The sequence below is a fragment of the Desulfosporosinus shakirovi genome, assembly GCF_020595055.1.
Lineage (GTDB): Bacteria > Bacillota > Desulfitobacteriia > Desulfitobacteriales > Desulfitobacteriaceae > Desulfosporosinus > Desulfosporosinus shakirovi.
The window spans coordinates 86,187-109,301 of record NZ_JAJDOO010000011.1 but is presented as its reverse complement, the minus strand read 5'-3'; the positions used below and the strand labels follow the sequence as shown (position 1 = coordinate 109,301).

Here is a 23,115-nt window from a genome sequence, read left to right as displayed (position 1 = left end):
CTGTCTAAAAGCAGAAACATTCGGCAAAAATAGATCTAGAGGTGAGTCGAATGAAACGTTGGCATATAGCAAAAGAATGGGTTTTGGTCTGGGGGTTTGCCTTCATATTAGCAGGTCTGATCCTTTATATTGGGTATCTAAGTTCTGGGGCTGACATTTCCTTAGAAAAACCACAGAAGTTAACTAACGAGCCAGCTCATGCGGTATCGGCTTCTCTGGCTATAAAAACAGAAAATAGTGGAGCGAACGGAGTATCAGTAACCGAATCAGAACAGATGACGACGAACAGTGCTAATCAAGATCGGGAATTGCAGGAAAATATAAAGCTTGTCCTCGGAGAAAAGAATTCAGTCGATAACTCAATTGGGATAAAGGATTTTCCAAGCCCGGTCAATGGGAAGCCTATACGAAACGTGGGTAATTACTATTCTGAGGCATTCGGAAACTATGTCTATCATGCTGGCTTAGATTATGCTCTGTCAGAAGGAACAATGATTAGAGCTACACACGGAGGAAAGGTTATTCAAGCAGGACCAGATCCTATCCAGGGACAGAAAGTGACTCTGGACTGCGGAGAAGGCTGGCAAGTCACTTATGGAGGACTGGATAACCTTAGAGTTCAAAAAGGGGAGTTTATAGAAACTCAAGGAGCGCTAGGTCAGGTAGGATTATTTCCTGGATCGGAAGGGGAAAGTGATCAACCACAGCTTCATTATGAAGTATGGCACAACGACCAGGTCCAGAGGCTTGTGCCCTAATCAAATAATCAGCATTTTTAGAAACATTTTATACCCAAAAAACTAGTGCACCTTTAGAAGCAGGACAGTTTGAATAAAAAATTAGGCACAAAGCGACTTTAACTACTAGCTTTGTGCCTAATGATATAAAGGCTAAGTATATTGTTAGTGCCAACCGCTTACTCTAAGTTACGAACGTTTTCTTAATATTCCTACTGAAGTAGCAATATCAATATTTATTCATAAAGTAAATAAGTCAATCTGAGTTCTAAGGTTATCAATACCTCTTTCACGCGGGCAAGGATTACGAACCAGAAGGAACGATGATTGGACGCGAAAAGCGATAAATCAGCTTCACTTAGAAGTATGGCAGGGAGATAAAGTACAAAGATCAGGGAGCAATAATAAACATCTCAGTATTTACCAAGTGAGGACATCCTTTTATGGATGTCTTTTTTTGTTGGGGATGCATATAAATGTACTACACTTGTGGACGAAGGAGGGCTCTGCGTGCAAGAATATATACGTAAACGGGTGCTCGATATTGGAACTTACATATTAGAATCGAGTGCTACCGTTCGACAAACGGCTGATGTCTTTGGTGTTTCTAAGTCAACAGTTCATAAAGATGTTACGGAACGCCTGCCATTAGTAAATGAAAAGTTATCCATGGAAGTAAAGCATATTCTTGAGACAAACAAAGCAGAACGGCATATTCGTGGAGGAGAGGCGACTCGAAAGAAGTACCAAGAAAACTAGATATGGGTATTTTTAGTTGAAGAAGGGTGAACTTTAAGGTAATTTGAAAAAAAACTTGGATATCAAAAGGGATTAGCGATTTTATCGCGAATGAATTCAATACAAGATTATAAGTAGCGAATCTCCCGAGAGGGAGATTATGCTATTTGTTTATAGTATTATTTAGATGGACAAGCTATTGCTTAACGAAAGGGGTATCTCCGATAATGTTTGGAATTGATTTTGGAATAGATTTGGGAATAGATTTAGGGACAGCGAGTGTTTTGGTCTATGCTAAAGGAAAAGGGATTGTCCTGCATGAGCCTTCTGTTATTGCCATCGACAGAAACACAAATAAACGAATTGCAGTTGGGGAAGAAGCCAGGTTAATGATTGGACGTACACCGGGAAATATTGTTGCTGTACGTCCAATGCGTGATGGAGTGATCGCAGATTATCAGACCACGGAGCTTATGCTGAAATATTTCCTGGAGAAAGCAGGAGCCAAGAGATGGCCATTCTTTAAAACTCGAGTTGTCGTTTGCATTCCCTCAGGAGTTACAGAAGTGGAACAAAGGGCCGTTAAGCAAGCAGCCTACCAGGCCGGAGCTAAGGATGTGAAAGTGGTTGAAGAGCCATATGCAGCGGCGTTGGGGGCTGGGTTGGATATTTCCGGACCAACAGGCAGTATGGTAGTAGATATAGGTGGAGGAACTACGGATATCGCAGTTCTATCACTTAATGGAATAGTGGCCAAACGAAGCCTTCGAGTCGGCGGGGATAAGTTCGATGAAGCTATTAGTCGGTATATCCGACGGGAGCATAATCTTATGATTGGAGAACGTACTGCCGAAGAAATCAAGATCGCTGTTGGTTCAGCTGTTTCAGAGGGCAGACCGTCTGCGTATATTGATGTGCGTGGACGCGATTTGATTACGGGGTTGCCTAAAACTATTAATGTAAATTCTCAAGAGTGTTTCGTTGCACTTGAGGAATCTATCGATGCAATTGTCGCTGGGGTTAAAGAAGTCTTAGAACGCACTCCCCCCGAATTATCCTCTGATATCCTCGACAAAGGAATAATTATGACGGGCGGGGGAGCTATGATGTATGGCTTTGACACCCGTCTGTCCCGTGAAACCGGCTTGCCGGTTAGCTTAGCTGAGGATCCTATTTCTTGTGTGGCCTTAGGTACGGGTAAAGTATTGACAGGAAAGTATTAGTCTTAGAGAACATGATTTTAGAGAATTAAAAACTATTAACAAACAAAATTGTCCGAGGATAGGTGGTCGATCCGAAATCAGAGTCTTTTCGGATAGGGGCTCTCTTTCCTTGGGCTTTATCATTAATTCCATTTCATTTATCCGAAAGGAATAGATTTTTCATGAGGGTCGACATTCTTGGGATCAGCGTAAATACATATTCTATGCAAGAAACTGTTGAAGAGATTCGGAAGGCTGTAGATGACAGGGTAAAGATGCGTGTAGTTACAGCTAATCCTGAAATGATCTATGCATCTGGCCAAGATCAGCAACTTAGGAGCCTGATTAATTCTGCAGATATAGTAACTGCAGATGGGATCGGTGTTGTTTGGGCTTCTCAGCGGTTAAGAACTCCGGTTCAGGAGCGAGTGACCGGAATAGATTTAATCCAGGCTCTATTTCCTGTGGCTGACCAGAATAAATGGCGAATTTTCTTTCTAGGAGGGAAACCAGGCGTAGCTCGGGAGGCAGGAATCCAGGTTGCCCAGAAATATTCAGGAATAGCTTGGGAGGATTCTCACGGCTACTTGAGCACGGAGGAAGAAACTGAAGTAATAGAAAGCATCCGAGGCTTTCGTCCGGATATTCTTCTTGTCGGACTGGGTGCTCCCCGTCAGGAATATTGGATTGCGGAGCATCGAGATTTGGCAACAGTGAGTATAGGGGTCGGCGGTAGTTTTGACGCGCTTGCGGGTAATGTTGTTCGAGCGCCAAAGCGCGTTCAAGAGTTTCAATTGGAATGGCTCTATCGTTTGTGGAAAGAGCCTTGGCGTTGGAAACGTCAAAGTGTGTTGCCTCGTTTTGTAATGAAGGTGCTTTGGCAGAGGTTTTCTAATATGACCCCCTAATAGAGAAAATTTGTTTCGTATAAGAGATTAGAAGGAAGAAAGAAAATGCCAGAATGGGAAAAACTATGTTCTTGGCAGCGTTTGAAAGAGGACTCGGAAGTTCGAGAGGATTTCTTAGAGCAATCTTGATGGTCGCTAAAAACGGTAATAGAAGAATCAAAGGTTGAGCGTATTTGCTCAACCTTTGATTCTTCTGTCTCGTAAATGTTTCATTACTTTACTGGATGTGTAATTTGATATTACTTAACGGCTCGTTCCAGTAAGCGATTGTATACCTGTTCAGTTTCTCTGATCATACTATCAATGGAAAACATAGGCCAGCGCTTCTGGCCCGCTCGAACCAGGGACTGGACTAAGGTATGATTATCTAGAATAGAAGAACAAGCGGTGGTTAACGCTGCAACATCTCCAGGAGGAACAAGCAGCCCTTCTTTCCCATTGTGAATGACTTCTGAAATTCCTCCGACTGCACTTGCAACAATCGGAATTCCAGCCTGCATTGCTTCGAGGAGAACCAGCCCCATACCTTCACTGATTGAAGGTAAGACAAAAAGGTCCATTGCCTGAAGAGCTTCATACGCTTGGGGCAGGTAGCCGGTGACTGTATGAGGAATAGCGCTTCTTTGAAGTTCTTCAGTTAGGTTTTGGCGAAGAGGACCATCTCCTATAAGCAAGAGGTGGAGATTTGGGAAGCTCAAGTGAAGTTGTGTTGCGGCTTTGATTAAATTGATCTGCCCTTTAGCAGGATGGAGCCGGCCGATCGTTCCAACAACAAGAGCATCCATTGGGATGCCCCACTTTTTGCGAAAATAATAGCGAGTAGTTGAAGGTACGTCAAAGGAAATGGAGGAATAGCCATTATATATGGTTTTTATATTTCGACCACCTCTTAACGTAACTTCTCGTGCTAAATATTCGGATACAGTAATAATTCCCGAGGTTAGAGGCAGGGTCAGACGGTCAAGGTTTAGAGCTATTAGGGCAGATAAGGGAGAGAGATAATCGTGGGCAAGGGAGCTGTGGACAGTGGTTAAGGTAGGGATGCCTAACCATCTGGCACTTAGACGCCCCAAAAGATTGGCCCGAGAACCATGGGTGTGAATGACGCTGATCGCATGTTTTCGTGACCAGTTAATAAGAGTGGGCAGGGGAGTAAGATCAAGGGGGAAGCGCATAGGGAATGTAGTGGCGGGAATCTTATTTTCTATGGCTAGGTCAGCGAAAGGACCTTTGGTCAGGCAGACAAGATGAGGATCAAAGTGAGTCCGGTCAATTTCCTTGAGCAGGGATAACACATGTTGCTCGGCTCCTCCGATTTCACCGCCACCAATAATATGTAGAATCTTGTATTTTTTTTTCATACCCCTGCCATCTTCCCTTCAGACCTAAACTTGGTTATACTGTTTGCATGCAGTTATATGTCTTTATAATACTTAATCATAAGACATATTGGTTCACATCTGCAAGTGATACTCTCAGCTCGCAGTTTGATATTCTCAGTTCGTCACAATTCGTACTCCTGTGAATGCGATTCGAATGCAAGTCGAGAACTGAGCTGAAGCTTGTACCCAGTATGACATATCATTAGACAAAGTGGTTAATATCTGCCATACTCGTGTTGGTAATAGGATATTTGCAGTTCGAAATGCGTGCCACTAACCACGATTAATAAGGAGGAATTTCAGTGTTAGAAAGCCAAGAAATCCAGAAGATCATTCCACATCGTTACCCCTTCCTTCTGGTAGATCGTATCATAGAACTTGAAGAAGGAAAAAGGGCGGTGGGAATTAAGAACGTTACAATAAATGATTCCTTCTTTCAGGGCCATTTTCCAGGGCACCCCATCATGCCGGGAGTGCTGATTATTGAAGCACTTGCTCAAGTCGGTACCGTTGCAATTCTTAAGAAGCCTGAATATGAAGGTTGCTTAGGTTTATTTGCAGGCTTAGATGCTGTTAAGTTTAAGAGGCAGGTTATTCCGGGGGATCAGCTTCGTTTAGAGGTGGAGCTGGTGAAGTTGCGCAAGACTTATGGAGTTGCCAGAGGTGTCGCCTATGTCGGAGATGCACTGGCGGCAGAGGGAACCCTTAAATTCTTCCTAGAGAAGAAGAATCCGGCCCAGTGATTGGTGCAACATTACAACAAGACAGCAGAGCTAGGAGCAACACAGTAGGCTTCCTAGCTCTTTTTTTAGGATTAAGTGTTTTTATCCACGGTCTCTTTTATCCTAAAGAATGGCTTTTGTTTGGATTTCTTCTTTCTGCCTATATCATGTCTTCTTTTTTATACAAAAGATCTATTTTTATGACTGAGGAGTATTTCGGCTTAGGTCTAACAGATTTCCTGCTTTTGGGATTTTTGGCCTTTTCCTTATTAGGACTTCTTCATCCTATTAAATATATAGATGGATTGCTTGAAGCCTTACGTTGGGGAGTCTTTTGGTTCGTCTATCGGTTGGGGATTCGAATTTCTTCTGATGAAAAATCCAAAAGGTATTTGCTACAATATATTGAATGGATAGCCATTGCAATTGCTGTCATTGGTTGGTTGCCTTGGATCGGTAAAGTGGGGGGGAGATTGAGTTCTGTCTTTGGTTACCCTAATGCTGCTGCAGCATTTTTAGGAGCTGCACTCTTACTTTATCCACAAAGAAAGCTAGTTTTAATCTTTCTGGCTGTTTCTCTAGTGGGGACTGGTTCACGTGCTGGTGTGGGATTATTTCTTATAGTTCTCGGAGTTCAACAGATTTTTTTAAGGGTTAACTTACAAAAAAACAGCCCCAGCCTATCCATACGTCAGAGATTTCACTGGCGGCCAAAGATGATAAGTAGATATCTAAGAGGACTATTAGGGGCTATGCTGGGAATTGCAGGAACAATCCTCATACCTCTCTATTATAAGTCAGCATGGGAGAACCTAACCGCTTGGGGTTTTTCTTCTTCAAGTTGGCAGGAAAGAATAGTTTATTTTCAAGATGGGATTAGTTTAGCTTGGAATTCAGGGGGGGTTCCTCAGGCAGGAGGGTGGTTGGCTTTTCCTGCAGTTCAACACTTTCCATATTGGACAGCAGACCCTCATTCGAGTTTTATTCATATCTTGTTGAATCAGGGATTTCTCGGAATTGTGAGTGTGGGGATTTGGGGAAGTTTTTCGTTAGCTAAGGCTTGGAAGATTTGGGGAAGGAATAAACAACATATCAGTTCAATGGTTGAATTGGAAGAATCAAAAGCACAACTTAAGGTGTCAAGTGCCCTGGTCTTTTTAGCACTGCATAGTTTAGTGGACGCAGACTTTTCTTTTGGGGCCTTAGGGATTTTGTTTTGGTTGCTTTTTGGCATTCTTCGTAAACGGCGTGATTATTCTGGAACGATCTTTTCAAAACAAAATAAATTACTTCCCATGCTGAGTAACATGGGAATGTTGGGTTTAAGTTTTATCTTCTGTTTGATTTGTGGGAGCGCCCTCTTGAATCCAAAAATGATAGAGAGAGAGCAAATTTGGAATGCGCAGGCTGTCCAATACAGGGAGCTGGACCCTGAAAAAAGTGTTGAACTATGGGGTAAGAGTTTGAAGCGGGATCAGACCCAAGTTAAGGTGCGTCAAGAGTTGGCAGAGCATTTGCTTAGACAGGGGAACCTGGATTTTGGATTAGAGACTGTGAAAGAAGTTCTTTTATGGCAACCATTTGAGTTAGAAGCCTATGAATGGGCGCAGTCGGTTGTTTGGGATGCGGCCGAGGTAAATCGACAAGCACAACCGGAAATGACTATGCTCCTTTATCAGTGGGTTGAGGAAGTGCCTGAAACTATTGAAGAAAGGGCAGATGACCTTAATGATTTGGATTTAAAGCTTTGGCAAGGGCACAAGAACTTTCGGCCATCCCAACATATTAAGCTCCTTGCAGACTATGCTCGCCAAAGACAACTCACACAACTTCTGCCACAACATAAGTTGTAAGCAGGGGGAGAAAATATGACTTTCTTAATGGGGCTTGTGTTAGTTGCAGCTATTTATTGCTGGACAGCGAATTCACGCTATGAGTGGAGTATTCCTCATAAGTGGCAGGACTTTATTGGTGCATGGAGGGAAGGGCTTAGCAATAAATCACAAAGCGTCTTCTTAGTTTGCGACGGAGGCTCTGAAAATGGAGAAATGGAGAAGCGACTTTGGCTTCTTCAGAAGGCATTACCTAATCTGCAAAAGAGCGATAAACTCCCGTTATCAATTGAAGTTAAGATTAATTCGGATTTGTTTCTAGAACAAAATGAGAAATACATAGCATGTCTGCAGCGGCGGTTCTCAGAAATGGAGATTAGCGGCTACTCGCTTAGTGATAAGCAGGATGTAAGAAATGATCACACAGTGTGAACAGGGAGAGGGGTTTCGGTGCTCTTTTTTCTTACGTTAAACGATAACTATGAGGTTGGTGTTTTTCCGTTTCAAGAAAGGCTTGAGTGGGGTTCGAGAGCAGTCAGCTATCTCAGTGAGCCTCTTCCGTTAGCAATTATTCAAGTGGTTCTAGAGCGCCTAACAAAAAAGAATACCCTTAATTTTAAAAAGAGTCCTCAAGCAATTCAGAGCCGTATCTCCAAGATTATCGAAGAATTTAGTTGGGACGTGGATTTAACTTGGAGGAAGATCCCTGAGGCTATTTCCTTGCCTGAAGAGCGCTTAGTTCTTAGTGCAGATATTGGGAATGAGGCAAGGAAAGCCTTTAATCAACTTGTCAGAGGCAGGCAACTTTCAATAGGGGATCTGCGAGAACTTGCTCGAGAGCTTGGACTGAGGGATGAGGTGATTACAAAATTTGCTCATTATAATGTAGAGCAGGGATGTGCGCAATGGGTTCCTTCTGTAAAACAAAATAAAAGAGGTTGGCAATGTCAACGTTGTGGAGAACAGGATTTAGAAGAGTGGCCCAGTTTTTATGGAGTGGCTGCGACGTGCCAAAGTTGTCAAAGCATAGGTGTGAGTAACTCGTTGAATGTGCTGTATCGAGACAAACGCTCTATCTTGGACGGTCCTTCTGTGGTTTTATTTCAACCTCACTGGAACTTGACTGAGGCCCAACGTTTAGCAAGTTATCAAGTATCGGAGTTTATCAAAGGCACATCTGAAAAAGTTGCGCTTCTCTGGGCAGCATGTGGAGCAGGAAAAACTGAAGTATGTTTTCCAACAGCTGCTTGGGCACTGGCACAAGGGAAATCAGTACTTTTTGCTGCGCCTCGTCAGGATGTTATTCATGATATTGCGCCAAGGCTTCAACGGGACTTTTTAAATTATCCGATTCAAGTTTTGACTGGGACCACCACAGTTAAATTTCAAGTGGGGGGGCTGGTGCTGGCAACTACGCACCAGGTCTTAAGATTTTGGCGGTGTTTTGATGTAATTTTCATGGATGAGATGGATGCCTTTCCTTATCATGGGAACAGAGCATTGGAATGGGGGCTGAATCAAGCCTTGCGACCAGGAGGTAAATTACTTTACTTAACGGCAACTCCTTCTCATGAAGGATTAAAGGCTGTTCGAAAAGGGGAAATTTCGCTCATTCGCCTTCCGGCAAGACATCATCGAAAGCCTCTGCCTGTTCCGATTTGGATAAGGGTTGGAAATTCGCTAGAAGCTGACAGGGGTATAGGTTTATGGGCTAAAGATATTGAATCATTAAGAGGTCAGGGGGCTGTGCTGGTGTTTGTCCCCAAAATATCTTGGATTGATCCATGGATCAAGTCCTTTAAACAACGTTTTCCGGGTTGGTGCGTCGATGGGAGTTATAGTGCGGATCCGGGGCGCAATATGAAGATAAAGAACTTGCAACAGGGCAAATATGATATTTTTATAAGTACGACTATCCTCGAGCGAGGTATTACTCTGCTTGGGATTCAAGTAGTGGTTCTTGGGGCAGACCATCCAATTTTTGATGAGCGTGCTTTAGTGCAAATGGCGGGAAGAGTGGGACGAACCAGGGAAAGGCCTGGGGGAGGGGTTCTGTTTTTGGCAAAGCAGATCACGCCAGCGATGAAGACTGCAGTGCAATGGATTGAGGAACAAAACAAACGTGCTCTGGAATTAGGACTGATTGACCCCTTGGAGAAAGAAGGCTGAAGGCTTGAAGGAGTTGTGGAGGGAAGTATCTAAGGTCGGTCGCGCACTTTGGTACGCGGATAAACAATATTGCGCACTGTGTGGTGCTGAAAAAGGTCCAATTTGCATGACTTGCAGGATTAAATATCTTCGTTCCGACTTAAGGCGTTGCGGAAGGTGTGGAAAGTTGGTTCAGTCGGAGAAGTTATATTGCCTTGATTGTGCCGCGGGCAGAGGACCAAAACAACTGGATCAAGTTACTGCCTGGGGTCATTATTCGGGAGAATTGAAGGAATTTATTAAAACTGTCAAATTTAAAGCCCAGCCACGACTTATTAGAGAGATAGCACGACCTTTTTCAGATTGGGCTATTAGCCAGCTTCCAGCCGTAGATGGTATGGTTGCAGTGCCGATGTATAAAACCCGCTTGGCAGAACGAGGCTTTAATCAAGCGGAGGTGATTGCCTCTGCTTTACACTGGGAATTAGGATTGCCGATTCTTCCAGGTGTCGACCGGATCGAGCCAAGGGCGTCTCAAGTTTTACTATCCCGTCAAGAACGGCTTCATAACCTAAAAGGGATATTTGTTGTGAGACAACCGGAGTATTATCAAGGTCGAACCGTATGGATTATAGATGACGTAACGACAACAGGGGCAACATTCGAAGCGGTTGCAGAGGTTCTTAGGGAAAGTGGAGTAAGAGCAATTTATGGCTTGTGCTTAGCCGCTGGCCTTGAAAAAAAACTTGTGCCTTTGTCTGATTAGAGTTATAATTATAAATGGATGGGCACAGCCTATTACATTTTTTTACGTAAGGGGAATATCTTTCATGGCCTTTGAAGACAAAGATCTAGTATGTAAAGACTGCGGAGTGACTTTTATTTTTACAGTTGGGGAGCAAGAATTCTATGCTGAGAAAGGTTTCGAAAATGAGCCTCAGCGTTGCCGTGAATGCCGCAACATTCGCAAACAAAACCGTAATTCCCAAGAAGGAAGATCACGTGAAATGTTTACGGTCGTTTGTGGGGACTGCGGAGTAGAAACTCAGGTTCCTTTCCAACCTACATCTGATCGTCCAGTATACTGCCGTGAGTGCTATCAGCACCATCGCCCAGCTCGCGATCAATACTAATTTAAAAATTTCATCATTTTGATATTGACAAGCATTGGTTGGCGAATTGCCTACCAATGCTTTTTATTTTTTTCTTTAAAGGTTCCTTTTACATTAATTACTTTGCATAAGTATCAACAAGGTTATCCACAATGGTTTCTCGAAAAAATAGGCCCAAAACGATACTTATCCACACTATCCACACACTCCTGTGTGTAACTTAGGGGGATAAAGTAACTTTAATGGTCAACTCAAGAACTAGAGGCAATCTTTTTTGCTAAAAAAGGGGTATTAGAATGGTTTGCATCGCCATAAATAGGATATCTGACATTATAGGGGAATTATAGAAATAGGCGAATGTTTAAAGACAACTTTCTAAGAGGAGATTGTGTAAAGAAGATCGAATATATAGAAGATTATTTCTGCTGATATAAAAGAAGAAAGGGCATGAAGAGGAGGAGATAGCGTGAGAAGAAGATTGGCAGGGGTTCTTGCCGCCCTTTTTCTAGTGAGCACGTTGCTTACTGGATGCGGCGTAATTAATTCATTTGGCGGAGGTCAGACTGCGGGGGAGAAAACCGTAATATTTGCACGGGGAGCGGATTCGATTAGTCTAGACCCGGCACTTATTGAAGACGGAGAATCTGCTAAAGTTGTGGCCAACGTCTTTGACACATTGGTGAGGTATAGAGAGGGTTCCACCGAGGTAGAACCCTCTCTTGCTACAGAGTGGTTTACTTCAGATGACGAAAAGGAATGGACATTTAAGCTTCGAAAAGGGGTTAAGTTCCATGATGGTACTCCATTTAATGCTGAAGCCGTAAAATTCAATGTAGAGCGACAACTGCCGCCTAATCAAACAGCAGAAATGCCGTATTCGGAGTTTACGTTGGGTATGGTGGATAAAGTTGTTGCAGTTGATGAAAGCACTGTGAAATTTGTTCTAAAGAATCCTTATGCACCATTTTTGCTAAACCTTGCTATGTCGCTCAGCGTTCCTATGGGCTCTCCGGAAGCGATTAAAAAGATGGGCAAAGATTTTGGGGCAAACCCAGTTGGTACAGGCCCATTTGTCTTTGAAAGTTGGGAAAAAGACGCCAAGATTACGCTTAAAGCTAACCAAGATTATTGGGATGGCAAACCAAAAGTTGATAAACTAATCTTTGAAGTTGTTATAGAAAACTCCGCACGCGCCAATAAACTATTAGCTGGCGAAGCAGATATTATTGATGGCATTGACCCGGATGATGTCGAACGTCTAAAAGGGAATACCAATCTTAACGTTAGTACAGTACCAGGTATGAACATCAACTACATGGGAATGCGCGCAGATCGTAAACCTTTCAACGACCCTAAAGTTCGCCAAGCGATATCAATGGCGATTAACCGTGAAGAAATAATCAATAGCCTATACAAAGGAAACGCTGTATTGGCTAATGGCCCCTTGCCTTCGGTTCTCTTTGGCTATGTAAAAGAGTTGCAACCCTATCCTTATGACCCGGCGAAAGCTAAGGGGTTGTTGAAAGAAGCCGGGTATGATGATAATTTAAGTTTCGAACTTATCAGCTATACAGATCCCTGTCCTTACAATGCAATAGGTGGAGACAATCTGGCCATTGCGATTCAGGGATATCTGAAGGAGGCTGGAATAACTGTTAATATTACTTCTGCGGCTTGGAAAGAGCATAAAGAAAACGTGAAGAACGGAAAAGGCGAAGCATATCTGTACGGCTGGATGGGTGATAATGGAGATCCTGATAACTTCTTATATGCTCTGCTTCATTCAAACCAAATTGGCGATGGTCGTTTAAACGATGCAATGTACAATAATCCTAAATACGATGAATTGCTTCTTAAGGCACAGCAAAGTTCAAGTGACCAAGAGCGAATTAAGAATTATACTGAAGCCCAACAAATTCTGGTAAGAGATGCGCCATGGGTGTTTATCAGCAACTCTTTGGATATGGCAGCCTCCAACAAGAGTATTAGTGGATTTAGCATTCATCCAACGGGAGTATACTTCTTGAGGACGCTGGATAAAACAACAAAATGAATTGGGTTTATGATGCGAATACATACTTTGGAAGGGACTAAGGTAAGTTTTGGATCTGCGCATGAAAAAATAACAGGAGAGTGTCTAGATATCGATGAAAAAAGTATTGTATAATTATTCGTAACTAAGTATAATCGGAAGCAAGAAGGATAAGCTGATGCATAACACCAAAGCTTTAAAAGGGGTTTGCTAAGACATCCAAAAGAGAGGGGAATAAAAATGTTTAGGTCAAAAATTCGTTTTGTTTTAACTGCAGTACTTAGTTTGAGTCTTTTGACACTTGCCGGATGCGGAAGTACCAACACACCCGCTCCATCTTCGAATCCAGCTCCCGAGGAAAAGGTTTTGAGAGTCGGTTCTGATATTGCCTATGCACCATTTGAATTTATGGATGAAAAGCAAGTAGCGACAGGCTTTGATATTGAGCTTATTCAGGCTCTTGGCGCAGATATGGGCTATACAAAAGTAGATATTGAGACAGCAGCTTTTGATGGTTTAATTCCAGCTTTGCAAGCAGGGAAATATGAGGCGGTTATTTCTGCTATGACAATCACTGAGGATCGTGCCAAAAGTGTCCTGTTTAGTGACAAGTATTTTTTAAGCGGCCAATATATAGCCATGAAAAAAGGTGCTGATTTTAAATCATTAACAGACCTAAAAGGAAAGAAAATCGGAGTTCAACTTAATACAACGGGACAATATGCCGTTGAGGAAAAAGGTATGGAAACAAATAAGTATGACACAACCCCGGATGCTATGAACGCTCTAATAAGCGGTGGAGTGGATGCTGTTGTGGCCGACTCGCCGGTTGTGCTTTGGTTCCAAGCCCAAAATCCTACGGCCCAGATTGAATCTGTAGATGCAGACTCAGGTGAAGAATATTATGGAATTGCCATGAAGCTTGGAAATACGGAATTAGCAGGAAAGATGAATGCCTCATTGAAAAAGCTCATGGAAAATGGAAAATACAATGAAATCTATAAGAAATGGTTCAAAGTGGATGCTCCTAAAATCTAATAATCCTTTTAAACATGTTTGACTACTTTGCTAAAGGGAAGGCACTGAAATTAAAAAGTGCTTTCCCTTTAATTTGCCCTTAACCTTCTTACACTCAAAGGGCTGGCATTCATGCCAGCAATAGACACGAGATGGCTTAAATTGGTCCTTGAATATAGTCCTTCGTCCATGTATAATCACACTTTGTTTGATTATTTGAAATCCGGATTCATGTTGGAGCGGACAAGTATTTATAAATTGGATACAGGATGTACTCTTATGGACGAAGTTAATTGTCATGTAGTTTTACTTGTAAAAATTTGCGGTAAAATATATAATTTTAGGGCGATGTAATATTAAGCGAAAAGAGAGCTTGAAAGAACTAATTATGCTTCATATCTTCGTAAAGAATAAAGCATAAAGAATAGAATTTGAAGATAGGAGGATTATTGTGGGAATGAACTGGCATGTGGTTGTAGATAATATGCCTATTCTCGCCAAAGGGGCGTTGCTAACTTTAGAACTAACGGCTGGAGCGGTGGCAATAGGGGTAGTAATTGGTTTATTCATGGCTTTAGCTCGGCTGTCTAAGCACAAAGTTGTTCGCGCGGGGGCGATTGCCTATATAGATTTTTTTCGAGGGACTCCATTATTAGTGCAAATATTCCTGGTGTATTTTGGAATACCAATGCTTCTTAAATGGCAGACTATGCCTGATAACTATCAGTATACGGCAGGGATATTGGCGATGGGCCTTAATTCAGGTGCCTATATTGCTGAAATATTTAGAGCCGGCATTCAGTCCATAGACCGTGGTCAATCCGAAGCTGCACGATCGCTGGGGATGACACAAGCTCAAGCGTTGCGTTATGTTATCCTTCCACAAGCTTTTAAAAGGACGATTCCTCCTTTGGGTAACGAGTTTATTGCCTTGCTAAAAGACTCCTCGCTGTTATCCATAATTGCGATACAGGAACTTTTTTATACCGGAAAGATTATAGTTGGACGAACCTACCAACCACTTCCAATGTATATGGCCGTTGCCTTGTATTACTTAGTAATGACTCAGTTGATTGCCCAATGGGTTGCCTATATGGAGAGGAGGTTGGGCAAGAATGATCTTCGTTAAGAATTTGCATAAATCTTTTGGTAAGCTTGAAGTTCTTAAAGGAATTGATTGCCATGTTCATGAAAAAGAAGTGGTGGTTGTCATTGGCCCCAGCGGCTCGGGGAAGAGTACTTTCCTGCGTTGCCTAAATAAACTCGAAGAGCCTACTAGTGGAGAGATTATCGTCGATGGAATTCCTCTTAACTCCGAGGTCAATGTTAATGCAATACGACGAGAGGTGGGTATGGTTTTCCAACGCTTTAACCTCTTTCCACATATGACTGCAATTCAAAACATTGTGCTTGCTCCAGAAGTGGTTCGTAAAACAAATAAAGAGGAAGCAAGAAAGATTGGCCTAGAGCTCTTGGCTAAAGTTGGTCTCTATGATAAAGCGGACGAATACCCTGATCGCCTTTCCGGTGGACAACAGCAACGAGTTGCTATTGCTCGTGCTTTAGCAATGAAGCCAAAGATTATGCTTTTTGATGAGACTACCTCTGCTCTTGATCCGGAAATGGTGGGAGAGGTTTTAGCGGTCATGAAGGATTTGGCACGAGAAGGGATGACTATGGTCGTCGTTACTCATGAGATGGGATTTGCTCGTGAGGTTGGTGATCGAGTGATTTTTATGGATGAGGGGATTATCATGGAAGAGGGAGAGCCCAACGAAGTTTTTGCGAATCCTAAGAATCCAAGGACTAAGGTGTTTTTGAGTAAAATCTTATAAGAGAAGCTTATTGTACGCGCTCCTTTGGCTAAGCAGGCCTGGGGAGCGCGTTTGCATGTCATGCTCTTGGGAGGAGCGGTTTCTGCACGCGTCAGCACGTTACGCCGCTGACGCGCTGGAGGGTTCGCGAGCGCGTCCGAACCTCAGGGTTTGATGCATGTGACGCCGCTCCTTGCCATCGATGCTCTAACCTCAAACGTCCTGTTCCAGTCGTGGGCAAGGCTTGCGGTGTGCGGCTGGACTGCGTTTCACGAAGCTTTCTGCTTGGTAGAAACCGCTCTTTGGGGGTGGTCTTTGGAAGAAAATGTGGTCGTTTTGATGTAACGTATTTCTTGGATTCGAATTCGAGTTGGGGATTTAGGATCTTGAATCTTGACACATTAAATTGGGGAGTATAATTATGCTTAATTTAAGGTTTAAATTTTCTAAATGTTGGGTATCCTCCTAAGTATTAGTCGAGTTGAAGCGTAAGCTTTAGGACTTCGACAATTCAAGGAGGGTTTTTTTACGTGGTAGGCAAAGTCAAATGGTTTAGCAAACAGAAGGGTTACGGATTTATTGAGCAAGAAAATGGGCAAGATATCTTTGTGCATTTTCAATCGGTCATGGGGGATGGATTCCGTACCCTGGAAGAGGGACAGAATGTTGAGTTTGATGTCATTCAAGGCCCACGTGGGGAACAAGCATCCAATGTAATGGTCCGTTAATCCTAAGAAGTATAATCCCTAAAGAGAGAATCGTTGATGTAATGTCAGCGATTCTCTCTTTAGGGATTTAGTTGAGAAATATCATTTCTAAAAACATTATATTAAATAAGCAGGATTTTTTGTGTAAATCGGGAATATTAGTTATGTACCAGCATAGAAGGGGGTTGAATTTATGAACATTAATATTCGTGGTAAACATATCGAACTTACAGACGCCCTTAAAGAGTATGTTATGAAACGTGTGGGTAAGTTGGCAAAATACTCTGATGAGTTTATGGACGTTCAAGTAACCTTGCTTGTCGAGCGTGACCGGCATCGAGTGGAGGTTACTGCTCCACTCAATGGTATGATTTTGCGTGGCGAAGAAGAAACCGAAGACATGTATTCGTCAATCGACATGGTCGTTGAGAAATTAGAACGCCAAATTGATAAATATCGCACGCGTATTAATAAACGGATGCGCTCTAAGGTCCTGAAGGATCATGATCCTAAGCAACAAATTGCAATGAGCGATGAACCGAGTGAGGAGATTGTTCGAAATAAGAAGTTTTCTGCCAAGCCAATGTCAGTCGAAGAGGCGATTATGCAGATGAATTTAGTAGGCCATACATTCTTTGTGTTTACAAATGCTGAAAGCCAAGAAATGAATGTAGTCTATCTGCGTAATAATGGAGACTATGGGTTACTGCAACCTCAAACGTAATCAGCCAGAGTTCGAGCAAATCGCGTGGTGTACTCGGACTGATCTGCCGCTAATAATTGAGCGAAAGGCCCGCATATGCGGGCCTTTCTAGATATATATTGAAAGAATCGAAGGTTTTATTTCGGTTCGAACGTAAATGGGGAAATACCCCACGACTTAATCATCAGGCTTGGTTGCAGTCGTATCTCAAGGATGTTAGAATTAAGAAATATACAAAGATTGAGAAAGGTGGACATAATGGGGTTTTTAGATTTATTCGATGATAATGCACGCGAAATACGAAAATATCAAAAACGCGTTGCAGTGATTAATAGCTTTGAACCGACGATCCAAGCTTTGAATGATGACGAATTGCGTGGTAAGACTGCTGAATTTCGAGGACGTTTGGAGCAGGGAGAAAGTCTTGAGAGTGTGCTGCCGGAGGCTTTTGCAGTTGTACGAGAGGCTGGCCGAAGGGTGCTTAATCAGCGACACTATGATGTACAGTTAATTGGAGGGATGGTCCTTCACGACGGCCGGATTGCCGAGATGCGTACAGGGGAAGGAAAAACTCTTGTAGCCACTTTGCCGGCCTATTTAAATGCCTTATCAGGAAAAGGGGTTCATGTCATAACGGTCAATGATTACTTAGCTCGTCGCGACAGTGAATGGATGGGACGTATTCATCAATTTCTTGGTCTTTCCGTGGGCTTAGTTGTTCATGGGTTGAACTATGAGCAACGTCGAAACAGTTATGCTTCAGATATTGTTTATGGTACAAACAACGAATTTGGTTTTGACTACCTCAGGGATAATATGGTTACAAGACCTGAGGCCTTGGTTCAACGTGAGTTGCATTATGCTGTCGTGGACGAAGTAGACTCGATCCTTGTTGACGAGGCACGCACGCCACTGATTATTTCTGGGGAAGCGGACAAGCCAACTGAGTTATATTTTAGGGTTGCTATGATTATTCCGCGCCTAAAAACCGAAGAGGATTATAAGGTCATTGAAAAAGAGCGTGTCGTCACCCTCACAGAAAAAGGGGTAAGTCGAGTGGAGAGCATGCTAGGTGTTGACAATCTTTATGAAGATATTCATAGCGAGCTCGCACATCATGTTAACCAGGCCTTGAAAGCGCAAACCCTTTTCAGACGTGACCGCGACTATGTGGTTAAAGACGGGGAAGTAATTATAGTTGACGAGTTTACTGGACGTCTGATGTTTGGGCGTCGCTACAGTGAAGGATTACATCAAGCCATAGAGGCTAAAGAGGGCGTTAAGATTGAAAAAGAATCACAAACCTTAGCCACGATCACCTTCCAAAATTACTTTAGAATGTATGAAAAGCTCTCGGGCATGACCGGAACGGCTATGACGGAAGAACCAGAATTTCGCAAGATTTATAAGCTGGACGTTGTAGAAATTCCAACCAACAAGACTTTGTTGCGTAAAGATGAGCCGGACATTATTTATCGTACAGAGGAAGGTAAGTTCTTAGCGGTTGTCGATAGTGTCATCGAACGACATAGCAAAGGGCAACCGCTTCTGGTAGGAACGGTTTCCGTCGAAAGATCGGAACACTTAAGTACTTTGTTAGAAAGGCGAGGGGTTCCACACCAAGTCCTCAATGCCAAATTCCATGAAAAAGAAGCTGAAATTGTTGCTCAAGCCGGACAACACGGCATGGTTACAATTGCCACAAACATGGCTGGTCGAGGAACGGATATTATTCTCGGTGAAGGTGTGGCTGAAATAGGCGGGTTACATATTATTGGGACAGAGCGACATGAATCCAGACGAATTGATAACCAATTGAGAGGGCGTGCGGGACGTCAAGGTGACCCCGGATCAACTCAATTCTTTATTTCGTTAGAGGACGATTTAATGCGTTTGTTTGGTGCCGATAATATTATGGGCATCATGGATAAATTAGGGATGGACGACTCTATACCTATTACCTCTAAAATGATTTCCCGTTCTATAGAAACCGCCCAACGACGAGTTGAGAATCGCAACTTTGACATTCGTAAACATGTACTTGATTATGACGATGTCATGAACCTGCAACGTGAGGTTATTTATGCTCAGCGGCGTGCAGTTCTCATGGGAGAAAATCTGCATGACAATATCATGGACATGATAGAAAAGGCGGCCACAAACAGTATTAGCATGTTTAGCGGGGAAAGTACATTTCCGGAGGAATGGGATTTGCCTAGCTTAGCTGATTATGTAGAAGGATTTTTTCTGCCTGGAATCCATTTATCACCCGAAGAGTTAGCAGAGCTTTCAGCTGAAGAAATTGAAGCAATGCTGATTGAAAAAGCGAAAGCGCTTTACAAGAGCCGTGAGGAGTTATTTGGTGCTGACCTAATGCGTGAAGTTGAGCGAGCAGTAATGCTTCAAGTGGTAGACAGCAAGTGGATGGACCATCTTGATGCTATGGATATGTTGCGAGAGGGGATTGGGTTACGTGCCTATGGTCAGAAGAATCCACTCGTAGAATATAAGCGTGAAGGGTACGAAATGTTCCAAGCGATGATTGACTCCATTCAGGATGATATTGTCCGTTATGTTATGCGGGTGACACCGCAGGTCCGGGAAGAAGTTGCAGAGCAGCCTCGTAATGTAACAGAAAACCGCTATGAAGGTGAACCGAGTAAACCAGTTCACACGGGAGACCAAATTGGACGCAATGATCTTTGCCCATGTGGAAGCGGGTTGAAATATAAGAAGTGTTGCGGGGCAAAGAAAAAGCAAAGTCCAGGAGCGTAGGTCTAATTGCTTATGGATATCATTAGCGCATTGTTTCTTAGAAAGCAAATGGATTTAGAAAGGGTGAATATGAGTGCTTTCTGATTGGAAAAAGGATCTTGAAACATTATCATTGTCTTTGGCAGATTTGAGGGTTTCCCTTTGACGTCGCTAAGCGTATTGATAAAATCAGTGCTTTAGAGACGGAATTCCATAGACCGGATCTATGGAATGACCCGGTCTATGCTCAGAAAATTATGCAGGAGCTGGCCTTGCATCAAAGCAAAGTTAAAATGTATGAGGAGCTGGAGCGGGAACTTGAGGAGACTGCGACTCTCTGGCAATTAGCTGCGGAGGAAGACGATGTGAGCCTGGAACCCGAGATTGAGCAGGGTATAACAGCGCTTAATCAAAGGTTTGCGGCCTTGGAATTAGAGTTATTGCTTTCAGGCCAGTACGATCGAAACAATGCCATTTTGACTCTCCATGCTGGAGCCGGCGGGACAGAAGCACAAGATTGGGTTCAAATGCTTTATCGACTTTATATTCGTTGGGGCGAGCGTCATGGATATAAAGTCGAAACCCTGGACTTTTTACATGGAGAGGAGGCAGGTATCAAAAGCGCAACCCTGTCCTTCAGTGGGGAAAACGCCTATGGATATGCTAAGTCTGAAAAGGGTGTACATCGATTAGTAAGGATTTCGCCATTTGATGCATCAGGGCGTCGACATACTTCATTTGCCTCTGTAGATGTAATACCGGAAGTCGCTGAGGATAACAGCGAAATAAATATTGATACTGAGGATTTAAGGATTGATACATATCGATCCGGCGGAGCCGGCGGACAACACGTTAACAAGACAGATTCTGCTATCAGAATTACGCATTTGCCGTCCGGGATCGTAGTTCAGTGCCAGAGTGAACGTTCTCAAACCCAAAATAAGGCTGCAGCCATGCGGGTTTTACAGGCAAAATTATTGGAACTTAAACGTAAAGAGCAAGAAGCTGAGATTTCCGAAATTCGAGGCGAGCAACAAGAAATTGCTTGGGGCAGTCAAATACGTTCCTATGTCTTCCATCCCTATAGTATGGTTAAAGACCATCGTACGAACGTGGAAACTGGAAATGTTTCAGCAGTAATGGACGGGGAAATCGATGCATTTATTGCGGCGTTTCTTCAGAAAACTAAAACAATGCAATAACCCACAAAGTATAGCCATCAGATTTGGATGTGTTAAAGGAGGGAATCGAGTGACCACAATTGAATTAAAGCGAGTCGCAAATGTTATTCGGCAAGACATTATAGCCATGCTTGTTACTGCGAAATCTGGGCATCCTGGCGGAAGCCTGTCCGCTGCGGATATCGTGGCAACCTTATTCTTCAACGAAATGCGAATTAATCCCAAGGATCCAAAATGGGCGGATCGTGACCGTTTTATCCTTTCAAAAGGGCATGCCGCTCCCGTGCTGTATTCTGCTCTGGCGGAAAAAGGTTATTTTTCCAAGGAAGAGTTAAAGGGGCTTCGTCAAACAGGGCATATGTTACAGGGACATCCTGATATGAAAAAGACTCCTGGTGTGGATATGTCTACAGGCTCCTTAGGGCAAGGACTTTCAGCAGCCAATGGAATGGCCCTCGCAGGAAAGTTGGATGGCAAGGATTACCGAGTGTATGCTTTATTGGGCGATGGTGAGATGGCGGAGGGACAAGTTTGGGAAGCAGCGATGGCTTCTGCCCATTACAAACTGGATAATGTTACAGCTATCATAGATTATAACGGGTTGCAGATTGATGGCAAAACTGACAGTGTCATGTGTTCGGCTCCGCTTTTAGAGAAGTGGCAGGCATTTTGCTGGCACGTGATTGAGGTAGACGGGCACGATATTGACGCGTTGCTAGCAGCCTTTGCCGAGGCAAAAACGGTCAAAGGAAGGCCAACTATGATCATCGCCAAGACAGTGAAGGGTAAAGGGGTTTCCTTTATGGAAGACCAAGCAGGTTGGCATGGTAATGCGCCTTCAGTTGAGCAAGGCGAACAGGCCCTCAAAGAACTGCGGGAGGAGGCGGCGAACCTTGGCTGATAAACAAGCGACACGTGAAGCATATGGTAAAGCCCTCCAGATTTTAGGAGCGGAAAATCCAAACGTCGTTGTTTTAGATGCGGATTTATCGAAGTCGACTAAGACTGCTGACTTTGGTAAAAAATATCCGGAACGTTTCTTTAATATGGGGATTGCTGAGTCAAACCTGTTGGGAACGGCTGCCGGCCTAGCTGCAGCTGGTAAGATCCCATTTGCCAGCACCTTTGCAATTTTTGCAGTTGGACGGGCATTTGAACAGATTCGCAATTCTATTGCTTATCCGAAGCTAAATGTAAAAATAGCAGCTACACATTCAGGAATTACGGTTGGGGAAGACGGCGGATCCCATCAGGCCATCGAAGACGTGGCGATCATGCGCGCTGTTCCCAATATGGTTGTTTTAGTCCCTGCTGATGGAGAGGAAACACGCCAAGTGATTTTAGCCTCTGCTAAATATTACGGACCTGTTTACATAAGGATGGGTCGTCTGGATGTTCCCCTGCTTTTTGACGAGGATTATCATTTTGAAATCGGGAAGGCAAATGTCCTTAAAGAAGGAACAGATGTTGCCATCATGGCTAATGGTATTATGGTTTCTATGGCCCTGGAAGCGGCCGATGATCTAGCCGCCGAGGGGATTAAGGTGAGTGTGGTTAACGTTGCTTCTGTAAAGCCGTTAGATGAAGACGCGATTGTACGTGTTGCTAAAACCACTAAAGCTGTTGTGACAGCAGAGGAACACAACATTATCGGCGGGTTGGGAAGCGCGATCTCAGAAGTGCTTGCTGAAAGGCAACCTACGCCTATAGTTCGCGTCGGACTAAAAGACACCTTTGGGGAATCAGGGAAACCCATGGAACTTCTTGAAAAGTACGGTTTGACTAAAGCGGCGTTGATCAAAGCTGTTCATGAGGTTCTTGCAAAAAAGCAAAAGTAATTTAAGGCAAAACTTATTTTTAAAAGCGGATCTAATTGCAAATGGGACCAGCATTCTGAAGTGCTGGTCTCTTTTTCTGTTCTACCGATGGATAACCAATAATAACCCTCGAATAGGGTCGATAGGTGATGTAAGCCCCAGGAACTCACTTTAGGCGGAGCAGCAGTTCACCTAAGTGGGTTCCTTTTTTGGGGTATTCTTGAGCGTTAAGCAGTTACTGACTAATTCCAAAACATAAGAATGTTTTGGAATTAGAGACAGGAAATCCACGGCTGGTGTCGAATAAAA

General features: G+C 43.3%; 21 protein-coding genes. 20 read left to right on the top strand and 1 reads right to left on the bottom strand.

Annotation, left to right across the window (positions count from 1 at the left end; translation table 11 throughout):
* Window positions 1–50: 50 nt before the first annotated feature.
* The 4 genes from LJE72_RS11840 to LJE72_RS11825 all read left to right on the top strand — a co-directional run bounded on the left by LJE72_RS11840 (window position 51) and on the right by LJE72_RS11825 (window position 3,585).
* Window positions 51–758, top strand: coding sequence for a M23 family metallopeptidase (locus LJE72_RS11840; RefSeq protein WP_229247773.1), 708 nt, complete (start codon window positions 51–53; stop codon window positions 756–758).
* A gap of 489 nt (window positions 759–1,247) precedes the next feature.
* Window positions 1,248–1,496 (top strand): sporulation transcriptional regulator SpoIIID, encoded by a 249-nt coding sequence (gene spoIIID / locus LJE72_RS11835; RefSeq protein WP_009619498.1) that lies wholly within the window; start codon window positions 1,248–1,250, stop codon window positions 1,494–1,496.
* Window positions 1,497–1,702: 206 nt separating this feature from the next.
* The gene (gene mreB / locus LJE72_RS11830; protein ID WP_229247772.1) at window positions 1,703–2,698 is read left to right on the top strand and encodes a rod shape-determining protein MreB; all 996 of its coding nucleotides are present in this window, start codon (window positions 1,703–1,705) and stop codon (window positions 2,696–2,698) included.
* A gap of 161 nt (window positions 2,699–2,859) precedes the next feature.
* Entirely contained in the window at window positions 2,860–3,585 is a 726-nt protein-coding gene (locus LJE72_RS11825; RefSeq protein WP_229247771.1) for a WecB/TagA/CpsF family glycosyltransferase, read from the top strand.
* Window positions 3,586–3,824: 239 nt separating this feature from the next.
* On the opposite strand, the gene LJE72_RS11820 is transcribed toward LJE72_RS11825, so the two are convergent.
* The gene (locus LJE72_RS11820) at window positions 3,825–4,946 is read right to left on the bottom strand and encodes a glycosyltransferase (protein WP_229247770.1); all 1,122 of its coding nucleotides are present in this window, start codon (window positions 4,944–4,946) and stop codon (window positions 3,825–3,827) included.
* A 323-nt stretch (window positions 4,947–5,269) separates the two neighbouring features.
* Between LJE72_RS11820 and fabZ the strand changes: the two genes are divergently transcribed.
* The 16 genes from fabZ (at window position 5,270) to LJE72_RS11740 (ending at window position 22,827) form a co-directional block, all read left to right on the top strand.
* Window positions 5,270–5,710, top strand: a complete 441-nt coding sequence (gene fabZ, locus LJE72_RS11815) for a 3-hydroxyacyl-ACP dehydratase FabZ (RefSeq protein WP_229247769.1) — start codon at window positions 5,270–5,272, stop codon at window positions 5,708–5,710.
* Window positions 5,707–7,542, top strand: coding sequence for an O-antigen ligase family protein (locus LJE72_RS11810; protein WP_229247768.1), 1,836 nt, complete (start codon window positions 5,707–5,709; stop codon window positions 7,540–7,542). Before fabZ ends, LJE72_RS11810 begins: the two co-directional genes overlap by 4 nt.
* 15 nt (window positions 7,543–7,557) lie before the next feature.
* Complete coding sequence (locus LJE72_RS11805) at window positions 7,558–7,953, top strand: hypothetical protein (RefSeq protein ID WP_229247767.1); 396 nt, start codon at window positions 7,558–7,560, stop codon at window positions 7,951–7,953.
* Between the two features lie 18 nt (window positions 7,954–7,971).
* A complete protein-coding gene (locus tag LJE72_RS26550; RefSeq protein WP_229247766.1) occupies window positions 7,972–9,690 on the top strand; it encodes a helicase-related protein in 1,719 nt (572 codons plus the stop codon).
* A gap of 4 nt (window positions 9,691–9,694) precedes the next feature.
* Complete coding sequence (locus tag LJE72_RS11795) at window positions 9,695–10,435, top strand: ComF family protein (RefSeq protein WP_229247765.1); 741 nt, start codon at window positions 9,695–9,697, stop codon at window positions 10,433–10,435.
* 64 nt (window positions 10,436–10,499) lie between these two features.
* Window positions 10,500–10,802 carry a zinc-ribbon domain containing protein gene (locus LJE72_RS11790; protein WP_014905249.1) on the top strand — a complete coding sequence of 101 codons (303 nt, stop codon included), beginning with the start codon at window positions 10,500–10,502 and terminating at the stop codon, window positions 10,800–10,802.
* 445 nt (window positions 10,803–11,247) lie between these two features.
* Entirely contained in the window at window positions 11,248–12,834 is a 1,587-nt protein-coding gene (locus LJE72_RS11785; RefSeq protein WP_229247764.1) for an ABC transporter substrate-binding protein, read from the top strand.
* Window positions 12,835–13,053: 219 nt separating this feature from the next.
* Window positions 13,054–13,851: a basic amino acid ABC transporter substrate-binding protein gene (locus LJE72_RS11780; protein WP_229247763.1), complete on the top strand. Its 798-nt coding sequence runs from the start codon at window positions 13,054–13,056 to the stop codon at window positions 13,849–13,851.
* 436 nt (window positions 13,852–14,287) lie between these two features.
* Window positions 14,288–14,959 carry an amino acid ABC transporter permease gene (locus LJE72_RS11775; protein WP_248286333.1) on the top strand — a complete coding sequence of 224 codons (672 nt, stop codon included), beginning with the start codon at window positions 14,288–14,290 and terminating at the stop codon, window positions 14,957–14,959.
* Window positions 14,946–15,665, top strand: a complete 720-nt coding sequence (locus tag LJE72_RS11770) for an amino acid ABC transporter ATP-binding protein (protein WP_229247762.1) — start codon at window positions 14,946–14,948, stop codon at window positions 15,663–15,665. Before LJE72_RS11775 ends, LJE72_RS11770 begins: the two co-directional genes overlap by 14 nt.
* Before the next feature lie 509 nt (window positions 15,666–16,174).
* Window positions 16,175–16,372: a cold shock domain-containing protein gene (locus tag LJE72_RS11765; protein WP_073027562.1), complete on the top strand. Its 198-nt coding sequence runs from the start codon at window positions 16,175–16,177 to the stop codon at window positions 16,370–16,372.
* 172 nt (window positions 16,373–16,544) lie between these two features.
* Complete coding sequence (gene hpf, locus LJE72_RS11760) at window positions 16,545–17,075, top strand: ribosome hibernation-promoting factor, HPF/YfiA family (RefSeq protein WP_229247761.1); 531 nt, start codon at window positions 16,545–16,547, stop codon at window positions 17,073–17,075.
* Between the two features lie 237 nt (window positions 17,076–17,312).
* Window positions 17,313–19,829 (top strand): preprotein translocase subunit SecA, encoded by a 2,517-nt coding sequence (gene secA, locus LJE72_RS11755; protein ID WP_248286325.1) that lies wholly within the window; start codon window positions 17,313–17,315, stop codon window positions 19,827–19,829.
* A 73-nt stretch (window positions 19,830–19,902) separates the two neighbouring features.
* Window positions 19,903–21,010 (top strand): peptide chain release factor 2 gene (prfB, locus tag LJE72_RS11750; RefSeq protein ID WP_229247760.1). Its coding sequence is split into 2 segments (ribosomal slippage): window positions 19,903–19,971 and window positions 19,973–21,010, totalling 1,107 coding nucleotides; the frame shifts between segments, so codons are not numbered across the junction.
* A gap of 49 nt (window positions 21,011–21,059) precedes the next feature.
* Window positions 21,060–21,890: a transketolase gene (locus LJE72_RS11745; RefSeq protein ID WP_229247759.1), complete on the top strand. Its 831-nt coding sequence runs from the start codon at window positions 21,060–21,062 to the stop codon at window positions 21,888–21,890.
* Window positions 21,883–22,827: a transketolase family protein gene (locus LJE72_RS11740; protein ID WP_229247758.1), complete on the top strand. Its 945-nt coding sequence runs from the start codon at window positions 21,883–21,885 to the stop codon at window positions 22,825–22,827. The genes LJE72_RS11745 and LJE72_RS11740 overlap by 8 nt, the downstream gene beginning before the upstream one ends.
* The last annotated feature ends 288 nt before the right edge of the window (window positions 22,828–23,115 follow it).